Annotated in this window: 15 protein-coding genes; 10 read left to right on the top strand and 5 right to left on the bottom strand. The window is 57.0% G+C overall.

Annotated elements, in window-relative coordinates; all coding sequences use genetic code 11:
• Positions 1-37: 37 nt before the first annotated feature.
• Entirely contained in the window at positions 38-703 is a 666-nt protein-coding gene (gene pspA / locus ABEH87_RS03395; protein WP_346573902.1) for a phage shock protein PspA, read from the bottom strand.
• Positions 704-888: 185 nt separating this feature from the next.
• On the opposite strand from pspA, the gene pspF reads away from it, so the two are divergent.
• The 7 genes from pspF (at position 889) to ABEH87_RS03360 (ending at position 8,805) form a co-directional block, all read left to right on the top strand.
• Entirely contained in the window at positions 889-1,872 is a 984-nt protein-coding gene (gene pspF / locus ABEH87_RS03390) for a phage shock protein operon transcriptional activator (protein ID WP_346573901.1), read from the top strand.
• 349 nt (positions 1,873-2,221) lie between these two features.
• Complete coding sequence (gene sapA, locus ABEH87_RS03385; protein ID WP_346573899.1) at positions 2,222-3,850, top strand: ABC transporter substrate-binding protein SapA; 1,629 nt, start codon at positions 2,222-2,224, stop codon at positions 3,848-3,850.
• A complete protein-coding gene (gene sapB / locus ABEH87_RS03380; protein ID WP_346573897.1) occupies positions 3,847-4,812 on the top strand; it encodes a putrescine export ABC transporter permease SapB in 966 nt (321 codons plus the stop codon). Before sapA ends, sapB begins: the two co-directional genes overlap by 4 nt.
• Positions 4,799-5,689 carry a putrescine export ABC transporter permease SapC gene (gene sapC / locus ABEH87_RS03375; protein WP_346573895.1) on the top strand — a complete coding sequence of 297 codons (891 nt, stop codon included), beginning with the start codon at positions 4,799-4,801 and terminating at the stop codon, positions 5,687-5,689. Before sapB ends, sapC begins: the two co-directional genes overlap by 14 nt.
• Positions 5,689-6,681 carry a putrescine export ABC transporter ATP-binding protein SapD gene (gene sapD / locus ABEH87_RS03370; RefSeq protein WP_346573894.1) on the top strand — a complete coding sequence of 331 codons (993 nt, stop codon included), beginning with the start codon at positions 5,689-5,691 and terminating at the stop codon, positions 6,679-6,681. Before sapC ends, sapD begins: the two co-directional genes overlap by 1 nt.
• Positions 6,681-7,487, top strand: coding sequence for a putrescine export ABC transporter ATP-binding protein SapF (sapF, locus tag ABEH87_RS03365; RefSeq protein ID WP_346573892.1), 807 nt, complete (start codon positions 6,681-6,683; stop codon positions 7,485-7,487). The genes sapD and sapF overlap by 1 nt, the downstream gene beginning before the upstream one ends.
• A 145-nt stretch (positions 7,488-7,632) precedes the next feature.
• Positions 7,633-8,805, top strand: a complete 1,173-nt coding sequence (locus ABEH87_RS03360) for an oxidoreductase (protein ID WP_346573891.1) — start codon at positions 7,633-7,635, stop codon at positions 8,803-8,805.
• Here ABEH87_RS03360 and ABEH87_RS03355 read toward each other — a convergent pair.
• The 3 genes from ABEH87_RS03355 to ABEH87_RS03345 all read right to left on the bottom strand — a co-directional run bounded on the left by ABEH87_RS03355 (position 8,783) and on the right by ABEH87_RS03345 (position 12,161).
• Complete coding sequence (locus ABEH87_RS03355; RefSeq protein ID WP_346573889.1) at positions 8,783-9,679, bottom strand: LysR family transcriptional regulator; 897 nt, start codon at positions 9,677-9,679, stop codon at positions 8,783-8,785. The genes ABEH87_RS03360 and ABEH87_RS03355 overlap by 23 nt on opposite strands.
• A gap of 60 nt (positions 9,680-9,739) precedes the next feature.
• The gene (locus tag ABEH87_RS03350) at positions 9,740-10,483 is read right to left on the bottom strand and encodes a YnfC family lipoprotein (protein WP_346573887.1); all 744 of its coding nucleotides are present in this window, start codon (positions 10,481-10,483) and stop codon (positions 9,740-9,742) included.
• Positions 10,484-10,571: 88 nt separating this feature from the next.
• Entirely contained in the window at positions 10,572-12,161 is a 1,590-nt protein-coding gene (locus ABEH87_RS03345) for a PTS transporter subunit EIIC (protein WP_346573885.1), read from the bottom strand.
• A 242-nt stretch (positions 12,162-12,403) separates the two neighbouring features.
• Between ABEH87_RS03345 and ABEH87_RS03340 the strand changes: the two genes are divergently transcribed.
• The 3 genes from ABEH87_RS03340 to pdeR all read left to right on the top strand — a co-directional run bounded on the left by ABEH87_RS03340 (position 12,404) and on the right by pdeR (position 19,368).
• Positions 12,404-14,710 carry an FdhF/YdeP family oxidoreductase gene (locus tag ABEH87_RS03340; RefSeq protein ID WP_346573884.1) on the top strand — a complete coding sequence of 769 codons (2,307 nt, stop codon included), beginning with the start codon at positions 12,404-12,406 and terminating at the stop codon, positions 14,708-14,710.
• A gap of 127 nt (positions 14,711-14,837) precedes the next feature.
• Positions 14,838-16,781 (top strand): exoribonuclease II, encoded by a 1,944-nt coding sequence (locus ABEH87_RS03335; RefSeq protein WP_346573882.1) that lies wholly within the window; start codon positions 14,838-14,840, stop codon positions 16,779-16,781.
• A 595-nt stretch (positions 16,782-17,376) separates the two neighbouring features.
• The gene (pdeR, locus tag ABEH87_RS03330; protein ID WP_346573881.1) at positions 17,377-19,368 is read left to right on the top strand and encodes a cyclic di-GMP phosphodiesterase; all 1,992 of its coding nucleotides are present in this window, start codon (positions 17,377-17,379) and stop codon (positions 19,366-19,368) included.
• A 15-nt stretch (positions 19,369-19,383) separates the two neighbouring features.
• On the opposite strand, the gene ABEH87_RS03325 is transcribed toward pdeR, so the two are convergent.
• Positions 19,384-20,253: a crotonase/enoyl-CoA hydratase family protein gene (locus tag ABEH87_RS03325; RefSeq protein ID WP_346573879.1), complete on the bottom strand. Its 870-nt coding sequence runs from the start codon at positions 20,251-20,253 to the stop codon at positions 19,384-19,386.
• Between the last annotated feature and the right edge of the window lie 59 nt (positions 20,254-20,312).

Raw genomic sequence — 20,312 nt, 5'->3', positions numbered from 1 at the left:
AGCTTAATTATGCTGGCCACCTCGGTGGCCAGTGCCGTTACTCACTACGATTCATTTTCGCTTTCAGAGCGGCCAGCTGTTCGCTGATTTCATCGTCAGCCTGAAGCTCGGCAAACTGCTGATCGAGATTTTTCTTTTTGCCAAAGCTGTGGCTCTCTGCTTCCGCCTCCATGTGGTCGATACGGCGCTCAAATGATTCAAAGCGCGCCATGGCTTCGTCAATCTTACCGCTGTCGAGCTGACGACGTACATCGCGGGAAGAGGATGCCGCCTGATGACGCAGCGTCAGGGCCTGCTGGCGGGCGCGGGTTTCGCTCAGTTTGCTTTCCAGCTCACCAATTTCACCCTTCATTCTTGTCAGGCTCTCTTCGACCTGGCTGGCTTCCTGCTGCAGTGAGGCGCTGAGATCCGTCAGCTTCTGTTTTTCCATCAGCGCAGCACGGGCCAAATCGTCTTTATCTTTGCGCAGGGCCAGTTCGGCTTTCTCCTGCCATTCCGCCTGCTGGGTTTCGGCCTGGTCGATGCGGCGCAGCAGCTGTTTCTTCTCGGCCAGCGCACGGGCAGAGGTGGAGCGAACTTCAACCAGCGTATCTTCCATTTCCTGAATCATCAGGCGCACCAGTTTCTGCGGATCTTCTGCTTTCTCCAGCAGCGAATTGATGTTGGCATTCACGATGTCGGCAAAGCGGGAAAAAATACCCATAATCAAAATCCTCTTCAGTCATTGTCTGGCGTTAACGCCGTTTATCGGGTGATACGTTCAAGCTGCATAACACTTTGCAATAGCCGTGCCAATTTTTATCTTGTTGATTTTTAATGGTTGAGTCACTTTACAGGCCACCTGCCAGAGACTAAAGTGGTGATTATCACTAACACCTGGTGAAATTAATGATGAGTGAAAATCCTGATACCCTGCTGGGCGAATCCAATAACTTTATCGATGTGCTGGAACAGGTTTCGCGCCTTGCCCCGCTGAATAAGCCGGTGCTGGTGGTCGGCGAGCGCGGCACCGGTAAAGAGCTGATCGCCAGCCGCCTTCACTATCTCTCTGACCGCTGGCAGGGGCCGTTTATTTCGCTTAACTGCGCGGCGCTGAATGAAAACCTGCTGGATTCGGAACTGTTCGGCCATGAGGCCGGGGCCTTTACCGGCGCGCAGAAACGCCATCTTGGACGTTTTGAACGCGCCGACGGCGGCACGCTGTTTCTGGATGAGCTGGCGACTGCGCCAATGCTGGTGCAGGAAAAATTGCTGCGGGTGATTGAATACGGCCATCTGGAGCGCGTGGGCGGCAGCCAGCCGTTGCAGGTCAGCGTGCGGCTGGTGTGCGCGACGAATGATGACCTGCCGCTGCTGGCGCGTGAAGGCAGATTCCGCGCCGACCTGCTGGACCGTCTGGCGTTTGATGTGGTGCAGCTGCCGCCGCTGCGCGAACGCCGCAGCGATATCCTGGTAATGGCGCAGCATTTTGCCATACAGATGTGTCGTGAGCTGGGGCTGGCGCTGTTTCCCGGCTTCACCCCGGATGCAGAGCAGCGGCTGCTGGATTACGCCTGGCCGGGCAACGTGCGTGAACTGAAAAATGTGGTGGAACGCTCGGTCTATCGCCATGCCAGCAGCGAGGAGCCGCTGGATAACATCATCATTAACCCATTCCAGCGGACCGTGGCGCTCCCGCCGCAAGAAGAAACCCGCGATGCCCTGCCCGCTTTGCCGCTGGATCTGCGGCGCTGGCAGCACGATCAGGAAAAAGCGCTGGTGGAGAAAAGCCTCGCCGAAGCGCGGTTTAATCAGAAACGCGCGGCCGAACTGCTGGGGGTAACCTATCACCAGCTGCGTGCAATGCTGAAGAAGCACGATTTAAACCCGTAACCGCAGACAGGACCGCAGCGTCGGGCGCGGTATGCCCCCGCCTTTCGCATACACCGCCCCGTTGTTCCGCAAAAAAAAGCCCGCTCAAGGCGGGCTAAATAATACTGGAAGCAATGTGAGCAATGTCGTGCTCTTCTGCGGTAGAGCCACCGCTGAAGCGCAGATGAATAATAATCATTCTCAATCTTATCTGTAAAGCACTTTGTTGAGAATTTTTCTCATTTCCATAATAACGTCAGGCGTATTGTTCGCCTTTTTGCCTGAAAAACAGCCGCAGCGCTGCGCATTCTTTGGGTGCAGCCAGAGAGTGCGGTACACTGTGTTTATTGCCTGAATTTTCAGAAGAGTTATGCGCAAATTAATCCCGACCCTGCTCCTCAGTCTGAGCACGCTCTGTGCCCCGGCCTGGTCCTCCACGCCCGACGATATTCGTCAGAGCGGTTTCGTGTATTGCGTTAACGGCGTAATGAACACGTTTAATCCACAGATGGCCAGCAGCGGGCTGGTGGTGGATACCCTTGCCGCCCAGCTCTATGACCGCCTGCTGGACGTTGACCCCTATACCTACCGGCTGATCCCGGAGCTGGCCGACAGCTGGGAAGTGCTGGATAACGGCGCGACCTATCGTTTCCACCTGCGCCAGAAAGTGGCGTTCCAGCACACGGCCTGGTTTAAGCCAACCCGGACAATGAACGCCGACGATGTGGTGTTCAGTTTTGAACGGGTCTTCAATCGTCAGCATCCCTGGCACAACGTCAACGGCGGTAGCTATCCCTATTTCGACAGCCTGCAATTTTCCGATGCCGTTCAGAGCGTGAAAAAGCTGGACAAGAATACGGTAGAAATTCGTCTTAACAGCCCGGACGCGTCGTTCCTCTGGCACCTGGCAACCCACTATGCGCCCGTGTTGTCAGCAGAATACGCCGGCCAGTTGGAGAAGGTGGACCGTCAGGAGCAGCTTGACCGCCAGCCGGTCGGGACCGGCCCGTTTATGCTTAACGACTACCGTGCCGGGCAGTATGTCCGTCTGCAGCGCAACGACGACTACTGGAAAGGCCAGCCGCGCATGTCACAGGTGGTGATCGATATGGGCGCAGGCGGCACCGGGCGCATGTCGAAACTGATTACCGGAGAGTGTGACGTGCTGGCCTATCCGGCAGCCAGCCAGCTTTCCGTACTGCGCGACGACCCGCGCCTGCGCCTGACGCTGCGACCGGGGATGAATATCGCGTATCTGGCCTTTAACACCCGCAAAGCCCCGCTGGACCGGCCGCAGGTGCGACAGGCGCTGGCGCTGGCGATCAATAACGAGCGTCTGATGGAGTCGATTTATTACGGCACCGCTGAAACCGCCGCCTCTATCCTGCCGCGCGCGTCCTGGGCCTATGACACCGATGCCCGCGTCACGCCGTACGATCCGCAAAAGGCCCGCGATGAACTGAAAGCGCTGGGTATTGAAGATTTACATCTCAATCTGTGGGTGCCATCAGCGTCGCAGTCGTGGAACCCCAGCCCGCTGAAAACGGCCGAACTGATTCAGGCCGATCTGGCGCAGATCGGCGTGAGGGTCACCATCGTGCAGGTGGAGGGCCGCTTCCAGGAAGCCAGGCTAATGGAGATGAATCACGACCTGACTCTGACGGGCTGGGCCACGGACAGTAATGACCCGGACAGCTTTTTCCGCCCTCTGCTGAGCTGTGCGGCGATAGCCTCGCAGACAAATTACGCCCACTGGTGCCATTCCGGCTTTGATGAGCTGCTGCACAAAGCGCTGCTGTCGCAGCAGCTGGCCAACCGCATTGATTACTACGACCGCGCCCAGGCGCTGCTGTCACAGGAGCTGCCGGTTCTGCCGCTGGCCTACTCTCTGCGCCTGCAGGCGTACCGGTATGATATTAAAGGGCTGGTATTGAGTCCGTTTGGTAATGCCTCATTTGCGGGTGTGCACCGCGATAGCGGCGAGGAGAAGTCACCGTGATTATCTATACGCTGCGCCGCCTGGTGCTGTTCGCCGTCACGCTGTTTATGCTGACGCTGCTGGGCTTCAGCCTGAGCTACTTTACGCCACATGCGCCGCTGCAGGGCGCATCGCTACTGGATGCCTGGAGCTTCTGGTTTAAAGGTATTTTGCAGTTTGATTTTGGCGTATCGAGCATTAACGGCCAGTCTATCAACCTGCAGCTGCGAGAAGTCTTTCCCGCCACGCTGGAACTCTGTTTTATGGCCTTTACCCTGGCGTTGCTGGTCGGTATTCCGCTGGGAATGGCCGCCGGAGTAATGCGTAATAAATGGCAGGACAAGGCGATCAGCGCCGTGGCGCTGCTGGGCTTCTCCCTGCCGGTGTTCTGGCTGGCTCTGCTGTTAACGCTGTTTTTCTCGCTGAATCTCGGCTGGCTTCCGGTTTCAGGGCGTTTCGACCTGCTCTATCCGGTGGAGAATGTGACGGGATTTGCCCTGATTGACGCCTGGCTGAGCGACTCCCCGTGGCGGCATGAGATGATTATCAGCGCGCTGAAGCATATGGTCTTGCCGGTCGCCGCGCTGGCCGTGGCCCCTACGACCGAGGTGATTCGCCTGCTGCGCATCAGTACCCGCGACGTGATGGAACAAAACTATGTTAAGGCTGCCGCCACGCGCGGGCTGTCTCTGTTTACGATTATTCGCCGCCACGTGCTGCATAATGCGCTGCCGCCGGTAATACCGCGCCTTGGGTTACAGTTCTCGACCATGCTGACGCTGGCGATGATCACCGAGATGGTATTTAGCTGGCCCGGCCTGGGGCGCTGGCTGATCAACGCGATTCGCCAGCAGGACTATGCCGCCATCTCCGCAGGCGTCATGGTAGTGGGCGCACTGGTGATCGCGGTGAACGTGCTCTCTGATATTTTGGGTGCGATGACAAATCCGCTGAAGCATAAGGAATGGTATGCCCTCCGATAATATCTACGCTGAGAAGCGGCCCCCCAGCCCGCTGCGTCATACCTGGGGGCTGTTCTACCGTGATACCACGGCGATGATTGGTTTTTACGCTTTTATTGCCCTGCTACTGCTGTGCATTTTCGGCGGGCTGCTGGCCCCTTACGGCCTGGATCAGCAGTTCCTCGGTTACCAGCTGCTGCCGCCTTCGTGGTCACACTATGGCGATGTCTCGTTCTTCCTCGGCACCGATGACCTGGGCCGCGACCTGCTGAGCCGCCTGCTGAGCGGCGCGGCGCCGACGGTTGGTTCAGCGATCCTCGCCACGCTGCTGGCAGCAATGTGCGCGATGGTGCTTGGCGTGATGGCTGGACTGACCCACGGCCTGCGTTCGGCGGTGCTGAATCATATTCTCGATACTCTGCTGTCGATCCCTTCTCTGCTGCTGGCAATTATTGTGGTGGCGTTTATGGGGCCACGGCTGGAACACGCCATGCTGGCCGTCTACCTCGCGATTTTGCCGCGTCTGGTCCGTTCTATTTACAGTGCCGTGCATGAAGAGCTGGAAAAAGAGTATGTGGTGGCTGCCCGTCTCGACGGGGCCAGCAGTCTGGATATTCTGTGGTACGCGATCCTGCCCAATATTCTGGCGCTGCTGGTGACCGAGTTTACCCGTGCCCTGTCGATGGCCATCCTCGACATTGCCGCCCTCGGTTTTCTCGACCTTGGCGCACAGCTCCCCTCTCCGGAATGGGGCGCGATGCTCGGAGATTCGCTGGAGCTGATTTATGTGGCCCCCTGGACCGTGATGTTACCGGGCGCAGCGATTATGCTGAGTGTACTGATTGTTAACCTGTTGGGTGACGGTGTTCGCCGTGCCATCGTTGCGGGAGTTGAATAATGCCGCTGCTCGATATTCGTAACCTGACGATAGAATTTATGACCGCCGATGGCCCGGTCAAGGCGGTCGATCGCGTCAGTATTACCCTGAGTGAAGGGGAAGTGCGTGGTCTGGTCGGTGAGTCAGGTTCAGGCAAGAGCCTGATTGCTAAAGCTATTTGTGGCGTGACTAAAGATAACTGGCGTATTACCGCCGACCGCATGCGTTTCAATGATATTGACCTGCTGCACCTGTCGCCGCGTGAACGGCGCAAAATCGTCGGCCATAACGTGTCGATGATTTTTCAGGAGCCGCAGTCGTGCCTCGATCCGTCCGAAAGCATCGGTACGCAGCTGAAGCAGGCGATCCCCGGCTGGACGTGGAAAGGCCGCTGGTATCAGCGCTTTGGCTGGCGTCATCGCCGGGCAATTGAACTGCTGCACCGCGTGGGCATCAAAGACCATAAAGACATTATGAGCAGCTTCCCGTACGAGCTGACGGACGGCGAATGCCAGAAGGTGATGATTGCCATCGCGCTGGCAAACCAGCCGCGCCTGCTGATTGCCGATGAGCCGACCAACGCCATGGAGCCGACGACCCAGGCGCAAATTTTCCGTCTGCTGTCGCGGCTCAACCAGAATAACAACACCACCATTTTGCTGATCAGCCACGACCTGCAAATGCTCAGCCACTGGGCAGACAGGATCAACGTGATGTACTGCGGGCAGACGGTGGAAACCGCCGTCAGTGAAGACCTGATCAGCGCACCGCATCACCCTTACACTCAGGCGCTGATCCGCGCCATGCCGGACTTTGGCCGCTCCCTGCCGCATAAAAGCCGCCTGAATACGCTGCCGGGGGCAATTCCATCGCTGGAGCATTTACCGATTGGCTGCCGCCTCGGGCCACGCTGTCCGTATGCGCAGAAAACCTGTATTGAAGCACCGCGTCTGACGGGATCGAAAAGTCACCTGTATGCCTGCCACTTCCCGCTGAATATGGAGAGTCAGTAATGGTTGATACGCTGCTGGAAGTGCGCAACCTGACGAAAACCTACCGCTACCGCACCGGGCTGTTCCGTCGCCAGCACGTTGAGGCGGTGAAGGAGGTCAGTTTTACGCTACACGAACGCCAGACGCTGGCGATTATCGGTGAAAATGGCTCCGGGAAATCGACGCTGGCGAGAATGCTCAGCGGGATGGTCGCGCCCTCTTCCGGTGAGATAGTGATTGACGATCATCCGCTGGAATACGGGGATTATGGCTACCGCAGCCAGCGTATCCGTATGATCTTTCAGGACCCGTCAACCTCGCTTAATCCGCGTCAGCGCATCAGTCAGATCCTCGACTTTCCGCTGCGCCTGAACACAGAGCTGGATTCTGCCGAGCGCGAGAAGCGCATTATTGCCACACTGCGCCAGGTCGGACTGCTGCGCGATCACGCTTCTTACTATCCGCACATGCTGGCCCCCGGCCAGAAACAGCGCATCGGGCTGGCGCGTGCGCTGATTTTACAGCCGAAGGTGATTGTCGCGGATGAGGCGCTGGCCGCACTGGATATGTCGATGCGCTCGCAGCTGATCAACCTGATGCTGGAGTTGCAGGCTAAACATGGGATTTCGTATATCTACGTCACCCAGCATCTGGGCATGATGAAGCATATCAGCGACAAAGTGCTGGTGATGCATCAGGGTGAAGTGGTGGAGCGCGGCAGTACCGCTGACGTGCTGGCCTGCCCGCTGCATGACCTGACTAAACGCCTGATCTCCAGCCATTTCGGCGAAGCGCTGACCGCTGATGCCTGGCGTAAAGACCGCTGATCGCCTGGCACGGGGCGACCGGGAATAAGGTCGCCCCTACAATCCGCGCCTTATACCTTCCAGCTATTTGATAGTACCGAAGATTATTTCTTTCGCTTTGCCGCTTACGTCAGGATAACCGTGCCGTAACTGAAAAGGAATGATCATGGAACAGCGCCGCTTTACCGGCAACAACCACTGGTATCATGAAACCCAGTCCAGCCTGCCCGCACAGCGTGCACCGCTGATGCCTGAAGCTGCCACCGTTGAAGACCGTTTTTTACTGGGTCTGGCGCAGCAGACGGAAGGAGAACTCAACGCTATTTTACAGCAGGCCCAGCCGGGTCTGCTGGCCTCCCGCGATCTGTACCAGCTGCTGTTTCCGGCGCAGCTGACCACCACCCTGAGTCACACGCTGACGCTGTATGACCGCCTCAGCAGTGCGCTGACGGTCGCGCAGGTGACCGGGGTACAGCGCCTGTGTAATCACTACGCTGCACGACTCAATCCTCTGCCGGGGCCGGATTCATCGCGTGAAAGCAATCATCGTCTGACGCAGATCACCGAATATGCGCGCCAGCTTGCCAGCCAGCCGACGCTGATTGACGCGCTGGCGGTAAAGCGCCTCGATGATGTGGGCCTGAGTGCCCCGGATATTGTCAGCCTCGGCCAGATTATCGGCTTTGTCAGCTATCAGGCCCGCGTTGTGGCCGGGCTGCATGCCATGCTGGCGCTGCCGGTGCGCTGGATGCCCGGCGTCACCATCCCGCCCGATGCCGACAGCGACGGTTTTCTGACGGGCAGCGCCTGGCGCCCCGCTCTGTCACCGCTGGAGCTGCGCTACGCCGCACCGGATCAGCTGGAAGCGCTGACTTTTTGTCAGCCGCTGGCAGAGCTTGAGGCCGCTGCCTGGCTGTTCGCCCATGACGGTAAAGCGCTGTACGGCTGGGGTCGCCTGCTTAACGCGCTGAAAACATCCCGTGCTGGCCCGGCATCCCGTCTGGCGGCCGCCGTGACTTCACGTATTAACGGCAGCCTTCCCTGTTTTGCTCGCTACGCTCAGGATGACCTGCATCCGGCATTATGCGACAGCGTGGAACAGGCGCTGCGTGTGGCGGACGCCCCGCGTCAGGCGGTGATCCAGCTGGCCGCACAGCTGACACGCTCTCCGGAGCGGGTTAACGCGGCACATATTCAGCCGCTGAAGGATGCCGGCCTGGACAGTACACAGGTATTTGATGTGATCCTCAGCGTCGCGATCGCCAGCTGGGGCAACCGTCTGATGCAGGGGCTGGGCGTCAGCGGTGAACCAGACGCTAGCTCATCAGCCAGCGTCTGACCTCATCGAAGAAGTGCTGCGCCAGCGGCGTGGCACGACCAGGTTCAGCAATCACTACCGCCCCCTGACGCGACAGCGGCGGCAGCGCTATACGACGGCGTTGCAGCCCGCTGGTCATGCCGTCAATCAGATGCCCCACCGGCGACACCATGCACCCCAGCCCGACCTGGACGCCCTGTAGCAGCTGGAAAACCGAAGTGGTTTCCAGCACCACCCGCAGCGTCAGATCCGCATCGCGAAAATGCCCGTCGATATAGCGGCGAAAATAGCGCGTCTGTTCCGCCAGGCAGAGCGGCAGTGCCGCCACCTCAGGCAGCGTCAGCGGCGTATCGCCCGCCAGCTGAGGGAAATGTTGCGGATGATAGAGTAATTCCACGCCGTTATCGGCCAGCGGCTCGGCCTGAAAATGCAGTTCACGCAGCGTTGCCAGCTCAAAGAAGCCGATGCCGACGTCTACCGTGTGGCTGTTGAGCGCGTCCAGCAGCTGGTCGGCACTCAGCACCGCCACCCGATAGTCCAGCTGTGGATAGCGGTCGCTGATGGCTTTAAGCATAACCGGCAAAGAGATACTGCACTGCGGCACCACGCCCAGGCGCAGGGTACCGGTGACCCCGTGCTTCAGCGATTCCACTTCCAGCTTCAGGCCCTGATAAACCGACACGATCTCCCGCGCCCAGGAAAGCACGCGTTCCCCTTCCGGAGTAAAACCGTCGAAGTTATTACTGCGGTTTATCAGCGACAGCCCCAGCTCACGCTCCAGATTTTTCAGGCGCATGGAGAGCGTGGGCTGGCTGACAAAGCTGGCCTCAGCGGCGCGGCCAAAGTGGCGCTCGCGCTCCAGGTTACATAAATAGATGAGCTGTTTAATGTCCATTACGATGATGTCTTAGCCGGTATGAGTGTGCGAACGCGTGTGCCGCCGGGCGGGCTGCTGCTAATAAAACTCACTGACCAGCTTCGCCTGGCGTTCAGTGACGGTATCACCGGGCGTGGTTTTAATCGTATAGCGGCAGGAAACGGGAACGCCCAGCTGATACTCACAGCGCGTCGCGATTTCTCTCGTCGAGGCCGGGTAGGTGGTGATCAACACCCCATCCAGCAGTTTATCCGCTTCTGCCTTAGCAAATGTCTGCCTGTCATCGCTGATCAGACGAGCCCCTTCCATTATGTTCCGCCTGACCATTCGCCCCTGCTCGTCATACGTTAAGTCAATGCGCAGATGAGACTGGTTGGAAGAGAAAGCTGAAATCAGCCCACGGTCGTTATAACTGATGTTGAGCGTAAAATCGCCGAGGGTTTTTGATACGACGTTGCACTTATCGTCCAGTTTCATCAGCACCGGTTTACCGTTCTCCTCACCGACCAGGGTATCTTTGTCCCGGCGCAGGCTGGTATTCGAGCGGATTTCGCGGTTGTTAATTAAATAGAGGCTGGTCACGACAACGTCGGTGAGACAGCCCTGCTGGTCAACGCGGGCCGTGACTTCGTTTTGTTTCTCACCGCTGGCATCGAACACCGTCTGATGGGTGCTTTTCAGCTTTCCGGGGATCGGTTCGAAGCGAAAAAGCGTCGACATGTTTCTGACCGTTGTCGACACCCCCTGGGGTTCTTCATTCTTACAGCCTGTAAGCAGCAGCACTGGCAACAGCAGTGCCAGCGTTGTTTTCATCGTATTCATCCAGCGTGAGTCCTGTCTGATTAGAGAGATTTACCCATTATTATCGGCAGGTTAGCGCCATTCTTCAGGCGCTATCATACCGGGCCATTCAGGCCAACCCCAGTGCGCTTTTCACTTCCTGAGCAATTTTTTCTACCTGTGGGCCATAAATCACCTGTACATCACGATCGCTGACGCGGTTTACGCCATTCGCTCCGGTGGACATCAGGGTGTGGTCGACGACTTCGTTCATCTGTTTTACTCTGACCCGCAGGCGGGTGAAACAGCAATCGACATCCTCTATATTGGCTGCACCGCCCAGCCCGCTGATAATCACGCGGGTGCGTTCACCCGCGCTGACTTTTTCCTGCTGCGGCTCCTCCTCTGATTCTCGGCCAGGCGTTTCAACGCGCATCCGCAGGATGATGAAGCGGAATCCGTAGTAGTAGACTGGGATATACACCACCCCCAGCCCAACGCTCCACCACCAGGCCGTTTTACTGCCGCCCAGAATGCCGAACACCACCAGATCGATGGCCCCGCCCTGTACGTTGCCGATCATCAGATGCAGCATGGACATCAGCATAAAAGAGAGCCCGCTGAGCAAGGCATGGAACAGATACAGCACCGGGGAGACAAAGATAAAACAGAATTCCAGCGGCTCGGTGATGCCGGTGGTAAAGGAGGTCAGCGCCCCGGCCAGCACCAGCGCTTTAACCCGCTGCTTATGTTCCGGACGTGCGCAGTGATACATCGCCAGCGCGGCCGCCGGCAGGCCAAACATCATCACCGGAATTTTACCCTGAGCCAGAAAACGTGTTGCCTCCTGTACGGTGGTATCCGGGACAGAACCCGGATGCGTCAGCGAGGTATTAAAGATATTCAGCGCGCCGACGATGGTTTGCCCGTCAACCGTCGCCATGCCGCCAACAGGCGTGAAGCGTACCGTTTCATTAAGAATATGATGCAGTCCGGTGGGGATGAGCAGCCGTTCGCTGCTGCCATAGAGAAAGGCACCATACTGGCCGCTTTTGCCTATCAGCTCACCGACCCAGGCAATCCCCGACCCGATGGCTGGCCAGATTAGCGCCAGCAACACGCCCACCAGCGGCAGTACCAGCACGGTTACAATCGGCACGAACCGTCGCCCGCCGAAGAAACCGATCGCCGTCGGCAGTTGGATGGTGTAACAGCGATTATGGATCATCACCGTCACCAGCCCGGCGATCACCCCGCCCAGCACGCTCATGTTGTAAGTAAATATACCCAGCATCTGGATGTATTCCGCCGAGGTCATCATAGCGGTCGTCTGGTCCATCCCCTGCTGCTGGAGGGCTGCTGCCGTGGTGGTCGCTGCCGTCAGCCCGCTGGCGGCCAGCGTGGCGCTGATCCCGACATGCATGGCGATAAAGCCAATTACCGAGGCAAAGGCCGCCGTCGGTTTTTCTGCCTTAGCCAGACCTATCGCACTGGCGACGGCAAAGAACAGCGGCAGGTTGGCGAACAGGGCTCCGGCCACTTTACGAATAAAACCAATGATGAGCTGCGGGATCTGCATCCCTGCGAAGGCCTCTCCGGTGATCGCCGGATTTTGCAGCGCGGCCGCGACGCCTAGAAAAATACCGGCGGCGGCAATGACCGAAATCGGCATCATCAGCGCTTTGCCGAAGGCATGAATCTTACTGGCAAACTCTTTCATCAGGCTTCTCCCGCTGTAACGGCAACCGGCTAAGTATTAGCCGCATGTCGGGGGTTAACCGTGTTCAGAATGAAATTAAGCGAATATTATTTGAGCGAGTTCACACTTTTAAACTTTTCACGATAAACACGACCTATCGCACCATCTGTGCAATCAATTAGACAATTCTCAGGCCGGATAGCAGAATCGCCAAAAAGAAGTCATAACTTCATAACAACTATTCAACATAAGCCTGCGAAATTATGAAATTTAAAGAAGCAATCAAGCCATACCAGGCCGCTGCAGGCGGCTGGGGTTCACTCGAAGCCACCACCCGTTTCGTTTTCGATAGCAAACAAGTGTTAAAAAACATGCGCAATCTGATGCGTATGAATAAAGCCAAAGGATTCGACTGTCCCGGCTGTGCCTGGGGTGATGATAATAAAAGCACCTTCAGCTTTTGCGAAAACGGTGCCAAAGCGGTCACCTGGGAAGCCACCCGCCGCCACATCGGCGCTGATTTCTTTGCACGGCACACGGTTTCCGCGCTCTGGCAGCAGAGCGACTACTTCCTGGAGTATCAGGGGCGTCTGACCGAACCGCTGCGCTATAACCGCACCACCGATCGCTATGAACCGATTAGCTGGGAAGCGGCTTTCGCGCTGATCGCCCGCCATATTAAAGCGATGGACCATCCAGACCGCATGGAGCTGTACACCTCCGGTCGCGCCAGTAATGAAGCCTCATGGCTGTATCAGCTGTTTGGCCGCATGAACGGCAGCAACAACTTCCCTGACTGTTCCAATATGTGTCATGAAGCCAGCGGTACCGGGCTGAAGCGCAGTATTGGCGTGGGGAAAGGCACTATCCGCCTTGATGACTTTGATCATGCGGATGCCATCTTTGTCTTCGGCCAGAACCCAGGGACTAACCACCCGCGTATGCTGCACAGCCTGCGCCACGCCGCCGATAACGGCGCTAAAATCGTCACCTTCAATACGCTGCGCGAGCGTGGCCTGGAGCGCTTTGCCGACCCGCAGAAACCGCTGGAAGTGGTCACCAGCATGGCTGGTCAAATTAGCTCTACCTATTATCAGCCTAACCTTGGTGGCGATATGGCGGCCGTGCGCGGCATGGTAAAAGTGCTGGCCGAAAATCATCGCGCCCTGATCGCCGCCGGTGAAAAAGGCCTGTTTGATGAGATGTTTATTAATGCCAAAACCGAAGGGCTGGAGGCGTATCTGGCCGAGGTCGACGCCACTGAGTGGTCACATATTGTCAGCCAGTCCGGTCTGAGCGAGCAGCAGATCCGCGAAGCCGCCGCCATTTATCAGAGTTCTGAACGGGTGATCTGCACCTGGGCGATGGGTATTACACAGCATAAGCATTCGGTGGATACCGTGCGCGAAATTGTCAATCTGCAGCTGCTGTTCGGCCAGCTAGGCAAGAAAGGCGCGGGGCTCTGTCCGGTGCGCGGTCACAGCAATGTGCAGGGTAACCGCACGATGGGCATTGATGAGAAACCTTCCCAGGCGTTTCTTGACAGTCTGGGTCAGCATTTTGACTTTGAACCTCCGCGCGCGCCCGGTCATAACACGGTCGAGGCGCTGGAAGCGATGCTGCGCGGCGAAATCAAGGTGCTGATTGCCCTTGGCGGTAATCTTGCCGCTGCCGCACCGGACAGTCCTCGTACCGAGGAGGCGCTGAAGCGCTGCGATCTGACCGTGCAGATCAGCACCAAGCTGAACCGCAGCCACCTCTGTCCGGGCGCGGTTGATGCCCTGATCCTGCCCACTATTGGTCGTACCGAACAGGATATTCAGGCCACCGGGCCGCAGTTTATCACCGTGGAAGACTCTTTCAGCATGGTTCACGCGTCTGAAGGGGTCGGCAAGCCCATTGCCGACACTCAGCGTTCTGAAACCTGGATCGTCGCCGGAATAGCCAATGCGGTGCTCGGCAGCGAGAAAGTGGACTGGCTGTCTCTGGCCGGGGATTACAATAAAATCCGCGATCATATTGCCGCCACCCTGCCCGGATTCAGCGATTTCAATGCCAAATGTGACCTGAAAGGCGGGTTCTATCTGGGCAATGCGGCCGCCGAACTGCGTTTCAACACCCTGCACGAAAAAGCGCAGTTCAGCGCAGCCGCTCTGCCGACCTCGCTGTTCCCGCAGCTGGATGTGGAGGTGCCCTTCACCCTGCAAACCCTGCGTTCACACGACCAGTACAACACCACCATTTACGGTCTTGACGACCGCTATCGTGGCGTTTACGGTCAGCGTGAAGTGCTGTTTATCAATCCGGAAGATATGGCAGGCATGGGCTACGCGGCCGGGGATAACGTTGACATCGAAACGCTGTGGAATGACGGGATCACCCGTAAGGTCAGTGGCTTTAAGCTGGTGCCTTATGCCATTCCGCGCGGCAATCTTGCCGCCTATTATCCTGAAACCAATCCGCTGGTGCCGCTTTCCAGCTTCGGTGATGGCAGCGGCACGCCGACCTCAAAATCAGTGCCGGTAAAAATCAGCCTGTCACCCGTTACCACCGGGTTACGTATCGCCTGACCCGTCCGGGCGGCGGTTAATTCTGGTCGCCCGCAACGGTCCGCAGGAAAAGGCTTTTTACTTGCCGTGGAGCGGTTAATCGCGTAAAACTGTCTGCCGCTCTTAGGCCACGAAAACTGTTGAAATTATGTTCCAGGATAACCCGCTGCTCGCGCAGCTTAAAGAGAAACTCCACTCCCAGACGCCGCGTGTTGAGGGTGTGGTAAAAGGCACTGAAAAAGGTTTCGGCTTCCTGGAAGTCGACTCACAGAAAAGCTACTTTATTCCCCCGCCGTTCATGAAAAAAGTCATGCACGGTGACCGCGTTAGCGCGGTGATTCAGACCGATAAGGATCGTGAAGTTGCCGATCCTGAAGCGCTGATCGAACCCTTCCTGACCCGTTTTGTTGGCCGCGTTCAGAAGAAAGACGACCGTCTGTCAATTATTCCCGATCATCCGCTGCTGCGTGATGCTATCCAGTGTCGTCCGGACCGTAGTGTGAAACACGACTTCCAGGCCGGTGACTGGGCGGTGGCTGAGATGCGTCGCCATCCGCTGAAAGGCGATCGTGGTTTCTATGCCGAACTGACCGAATTTATCACGACTGCCGACGATCATCTGGCGCCGTGGTGGGTGACGCTGTCGCGCCATAATCTGGAGCGTGAAGCGCCTGACGTCGCCACACCGGAAGCGATGCTGGATGAGCAGCTGGAGCGTGAAGACCTCACTGCCCTGACCTTCGTGACCATTGACAGTGCCAGCACTGAAGACATGGACGATGCGCTGTACGTGGAACAAGCCGCTGATGGAGCGCTGAAGCTTACCATCGCCATTGCCGACCCGACCGCCTATGTCCCGGCAGGCAGCAAACTTGATGCGGTAGCCGCCGAACGTTCATTCACCAACTATCTGCCGGGCTTTAACATTCCGATGCTGCCGCGTCAGCTGTCTGACGACATCTGTTCGCTGCGCCCGAATGAGCGCCGTCCGGTGCTGGCCTGCCGCGTGACGATCGCCGCTGACGGTACCCCTGGCGACGACGTTCAGTTCTTTGCCGCCTGGATCGAATCTAAATCTAAGCTGGTTTATGACAATGTGTCTGACTGGCTGGAAACTGACGGTGCCAGTGAATGGCAGCCTGAAAACGATGCGATTGCTGAACAGATCCGTCTGCTGCACCGCCTGTGCCTGGCGCGCAGCGAATGGCGTCAGACACACGCGCTGGTGTTTAAAGACCGCCCTGATTTCCGCTTCCTGCTGGGTGAAAAAGGCGAAGTGCTGGATATCATTGCCGAGCATCGCCGCATCGCTAACCGCATCGTTGAAGAGTCAATGATCCTCGCCAACATCTGTGCCGCCACCGTGCTGCGCGAGAAGCTGGGCTTTGGTATCTACAACGTCCACCTCGGTTTCGACGAGGTGAATGCCGAGCAGGCTGCTGCCGTGCTGGCTAACCATGGCGTGACCGCTGACCCGCTGGCCATCGCCACGCTGGAAGGCTTCCGCACCCTGCGCCGCGAGCTGGACACCCTGCCGACCCAGTTCCTCGACAGCCGCATTCGTCGCTTCCAGTCATTTGCCGAAGTCAGCACCAGCCCTGGCCCACACTTTGGTCTTGGCCTGGAAGCTTATGCCACCTGGACCTCCCCGATCCGTAAGTACGGCGATATGGTTAACCATCGCCTGCTGAAAGCGATCGTCAAAGGCGAAACGGCCAGCCGTCCGGCCGATGAGCTGACGGTGAAGATGGGCGAACGCCGCCGTCAGAACCGTATGGCCGAGCGTGATGTCGGTGACTGGCTGTACTCGCGCTTCCTGCAGACAGCCGCAGGAACCGATCGCCGCTTCAGTGCTGAAGTGATCGATGTCTCCCGCGGCGGCATGCGCGTTCGCCTGCAGGAAAACGGGGCGGTTGCCTTTGTTCCTGCTCCGTTCATCCACGCCGTGCGTGATGAGCTGGTGTGCAGCAATGAAAACGGCACCGTGCAGATCAAAGGTGAAGTCGCCTACCGCGTCACCGACCTGATTGAAGTGACCATCGCCGAAGTGCGTATGGAAACCCGCAGCGTCGTGGCCCGTCCGGTAGCCTGACCGTCATACGGGCGGGGTAACGTCAGTTGCCCCGCTATCCACCCGTAGTACATATCCTACAAATAAATGTCATCCCCCCTACAGAACTGCCGTCCGCGTCCGATATTGTCTTAAACCCCCTTCTGTCAAAATTGCGCTCAGATTCGGGACAGGAACACTTCCCCCGACACTTTTACTGAGGCAACTATGAAAAACATTCTTAACACTATCGAAAATGCTGGCATGCTGCGTTCATTTAGCTGGATTTCATTGTTAACTTTTTCCTCCGTTTTCTGGTCTCTGGCAATTGCCGTAACGCTTTTTTGGTAACGTCTGCTGGCGTTTGATTTTTGCCACCGCTTAACTCTGATGATGAAAGTTAAGCATTATTACCCCTACTGCCTTAACTCATATTTTCCCGATAACGCGGATTTCAGCCCCCCTCTTCCTTGCTAATCCGCGAAAAAATCGTCACTTTTCGGCGATTTATGCTGCCTCTTGTTTAGCGCTAAAAAAAAATATATTGCCGTTGCGTCTTGTGATTCTCCTGCATGCCTAATACTGTTGCTAAAATAAGAAGATGCCATCTGCATAGTCGCACTGAGGGAGACAAAAAATGACCGATGAACAGGGGCAAACGCTGTTGTATGCGTACTTTGGCACCAGCAGCCCTCATTGGCGTTTATCTTCAGACAGCGATGCGTTGCATTTTGCAGAAGACGAGGGGGGAGAAACCAATATCGCCGTCCCGCTGAGCCCTTCTCAGGCCAGCATGCTGCGCAATATGACGGTCATTACCTCCAGCGTTAACCTGACGATTACCCTTCACGGCAACGAACTGTCGATGCATCTGGTCGGCCGAAAAGTGTCGCAGATTGCCTGGGCAGGCACCGCATCGGCCTGGGGAGACACCTCTTCCGTGGCGCGCGACCTGGTACTCGGCCTGTCATTTGCCGAGCAGGTGGTTTCTGAAGCCAATTCGGTGATCGTCATCGTCGATCAAAAAGGTCATATTCAGCGCTTTAATCGCCTGTGCGAGGAATATACCGGTCTTAAAGAACAGGACGTGATTGGGCGCAATGTCTTCCAGCTGTTTATGTCGCGTCAGGAAGCGATGGCATCACGACGTAATATCAGCACCTTCTTCCGCGAAGGCAGTTCTTATGAGGTCGAACGCTGGATCAAGACCAAAAAAGGCCAGCGTCTGTTTCTGTTCCGCAATAAGTTTGTCCACAGCGGCAGCGGGAAGAACGAAATCTATCTGATCTGTTCCGGCACCGACATTACCGAAGAGCGACGCGCTCAGGAGCGTCTGCGGATACTGGCGAATACCGATACCATAACCGGCCTGCCCAATCGCAACGCGATCAACCATGAAATTACCGAGTCGCTGGAAAAACGCAGCAGCGAGCAGATCGGCGTAGTCTATCTTGACCTGGATAACTTTAAAAAAGTGAACGATGCCTACGGGCATATGTTTGGCGACCAGTTGTTACAGGCCGTCTCTCTTGCCGTTCTCAGCTGCCTGGACAAAGACCAGACGCTGGCGCGCCTCGGAGGCGATGAGTTTATCGTGCTGGCGGAAGATACCAGCCAGGCCGCGCTGGAGGCGATGTCGTCACGTATTCTTGAACGCCTGAAGCAGCCTTTTCGTATCGGCCTGATTGAGGTCTACTCCGGGTGTTCCATCGGGATAGCGCTTGCACCACAGCACGGTGAGGATCGTGAAAGCCTGATCCGCAATGCCGATACCGCGATGTACACGGCAAAAGAAAATGGACGCGGTAAATTCTGCATTTTCTCTGCTGAAATGAATCAGCGCGTGTTCGAATATCTCTGGCTGGACACTAACCTGCGTAAAGCGCTGGAGCATCACCAGCTGGTGCTGCACTATCAGCCGAAGATTAATGCCGATGGCACCGTCACCAGCGTTGAAGCCCTGGTCCGCTGGATGTCACCTGAGCGTGGATTAATCCCGCCTGACAGCTTTATCGCCTACGCTGAAGAGTCCGGGCTGATTATTCCGCTTGGACGCTGGGTAATGCTGGCCGTGCTGGAACAGATCCTGCGCTGGCGCAAGCAGGGTATCGATCTGCGGGTAGCGGTGAATGTTTCGCCGCGCCAGCTTATCGACCAAAGCATCTACACTGACCTGAAGCTGGCGCTGAAGGAAGCCGGGCTGGATACCTGCCCGATTGATATTGAGCTGACGGAAAGTTGCCTGATTGAAAATGAGCAGCAGGCGCTGTCGTTGATGGATCAGTTTCAGAAGCTGGGGGCGGCAGTACATCTGGACGATTTCGGTACCGGTTACTCTTCACTTTCGCAGCTGGCGCGAGTGCCGATCGATGCCATTAAGCTCGACCAGAGCTTTATCCGCGGTGTGAATCATCGTGAAGTGTCACAGTCTCTGGTGAGAGCGATTGTCGCTGTAGCTAAGGCGCTCAATTTACAGGTTATTGCGGAAGGTATTGAAACAGAGGAGGAGGCGGAGTTTGTGATCGCCAGCGGTGTGGATACGCGTCAGGGGTTCCTGTATGCGAAGCCAATGCCCGCTGAACAGCTCGAGCACTGGCTTACGCGGCATCATGCCATTGTCAGTTCCTGATCATCCGCTTACCACTCAGCCCGCTTTCAGCATTGACTGCGCGCTGTGTCGGTTTTGTAGCTGTACCAGACGCTCCATATAGGCAATATCTTTCGGCTCCATGGTAAAGGCGAAATCTACCCAGTCTTCCGTGATATCCATCAGCTCTGCTCTGGTCAGCTGCAGCACGCGCTGACGCGCCTTCAGCATCGCTCTGACCCCGTTCAGCTTCGGTTGCAGCGTATCAATAAAGGTACGCGTGCAGCGATAGCCCTCCCCCGGCTGGAACAGTTTATCCACCAGACCGCGGGTTTCAAACCACTCTGCCGTGTGCGATTCCCCTTCACAAATCAGCTCTTCGGCCAGCTTCATGCCGGAACGACGCGCAACCAGCGAGTAGCCCCCCATGCCGGGGAACAGATTGAAAGCAATTTCCGGGAAGCCCATGCGCGCCGTGTTCTGCGCAAGGATGAAGTGATGTGCCAGCGCGGCTTCAAACCCGCCGCCCAGCGCGCTTCCTTCCACCATCGCAATGCTGACCGCGCCGGTATCGAAACCGCGTGCTGCCGCATGAATGCAGTCCACGCAGGCGCGGGCATACGCCCGCAGCGCTTCCCTGCGCCCGTTCTTAATGGATTCAACAAAGAAGCGCAGGTCACCCCCGGCATTGAACATGGTCGGCACCAGCGATCCGGTGACCCAGAAGTCAATTTTTAAACCCGAACGCTGGGCGGCATAACTCAGGTTCATGATCTCTTCGATCAGCTGGTGGTTAAAACTGGGACGGGGCTGAGCACGCAGCATCATCCACATGGTACGACGCTCTTCCTCATAGTAGGCGGAGAGTTGGGTGGTCGGTCCAGCTTCATTAAACAGCCTGCAGGTAGTCTGATTTATAACGGTCATAATTTATCCTCTGTTTATTTATGCGATTTACGCAGCTCCAGCCTAATCCAGAGTGTGTT

This window comes from Erwinia sp. Eh17-17 (assembly GCF_039675725.1).
In the GTDB taxonomy this organism is placed as follows: domain Bacteria; phylum Pseudomonadota; class Gammaproteobacteria; order Enterobacterales; family Enterobacteriaceae; genus Erwinia.
The sequence above is the reverse complement of the archived record's forward strand: the minus strand, read 5'-3'. Positions and strand labels throughout refer to the sequence as shown.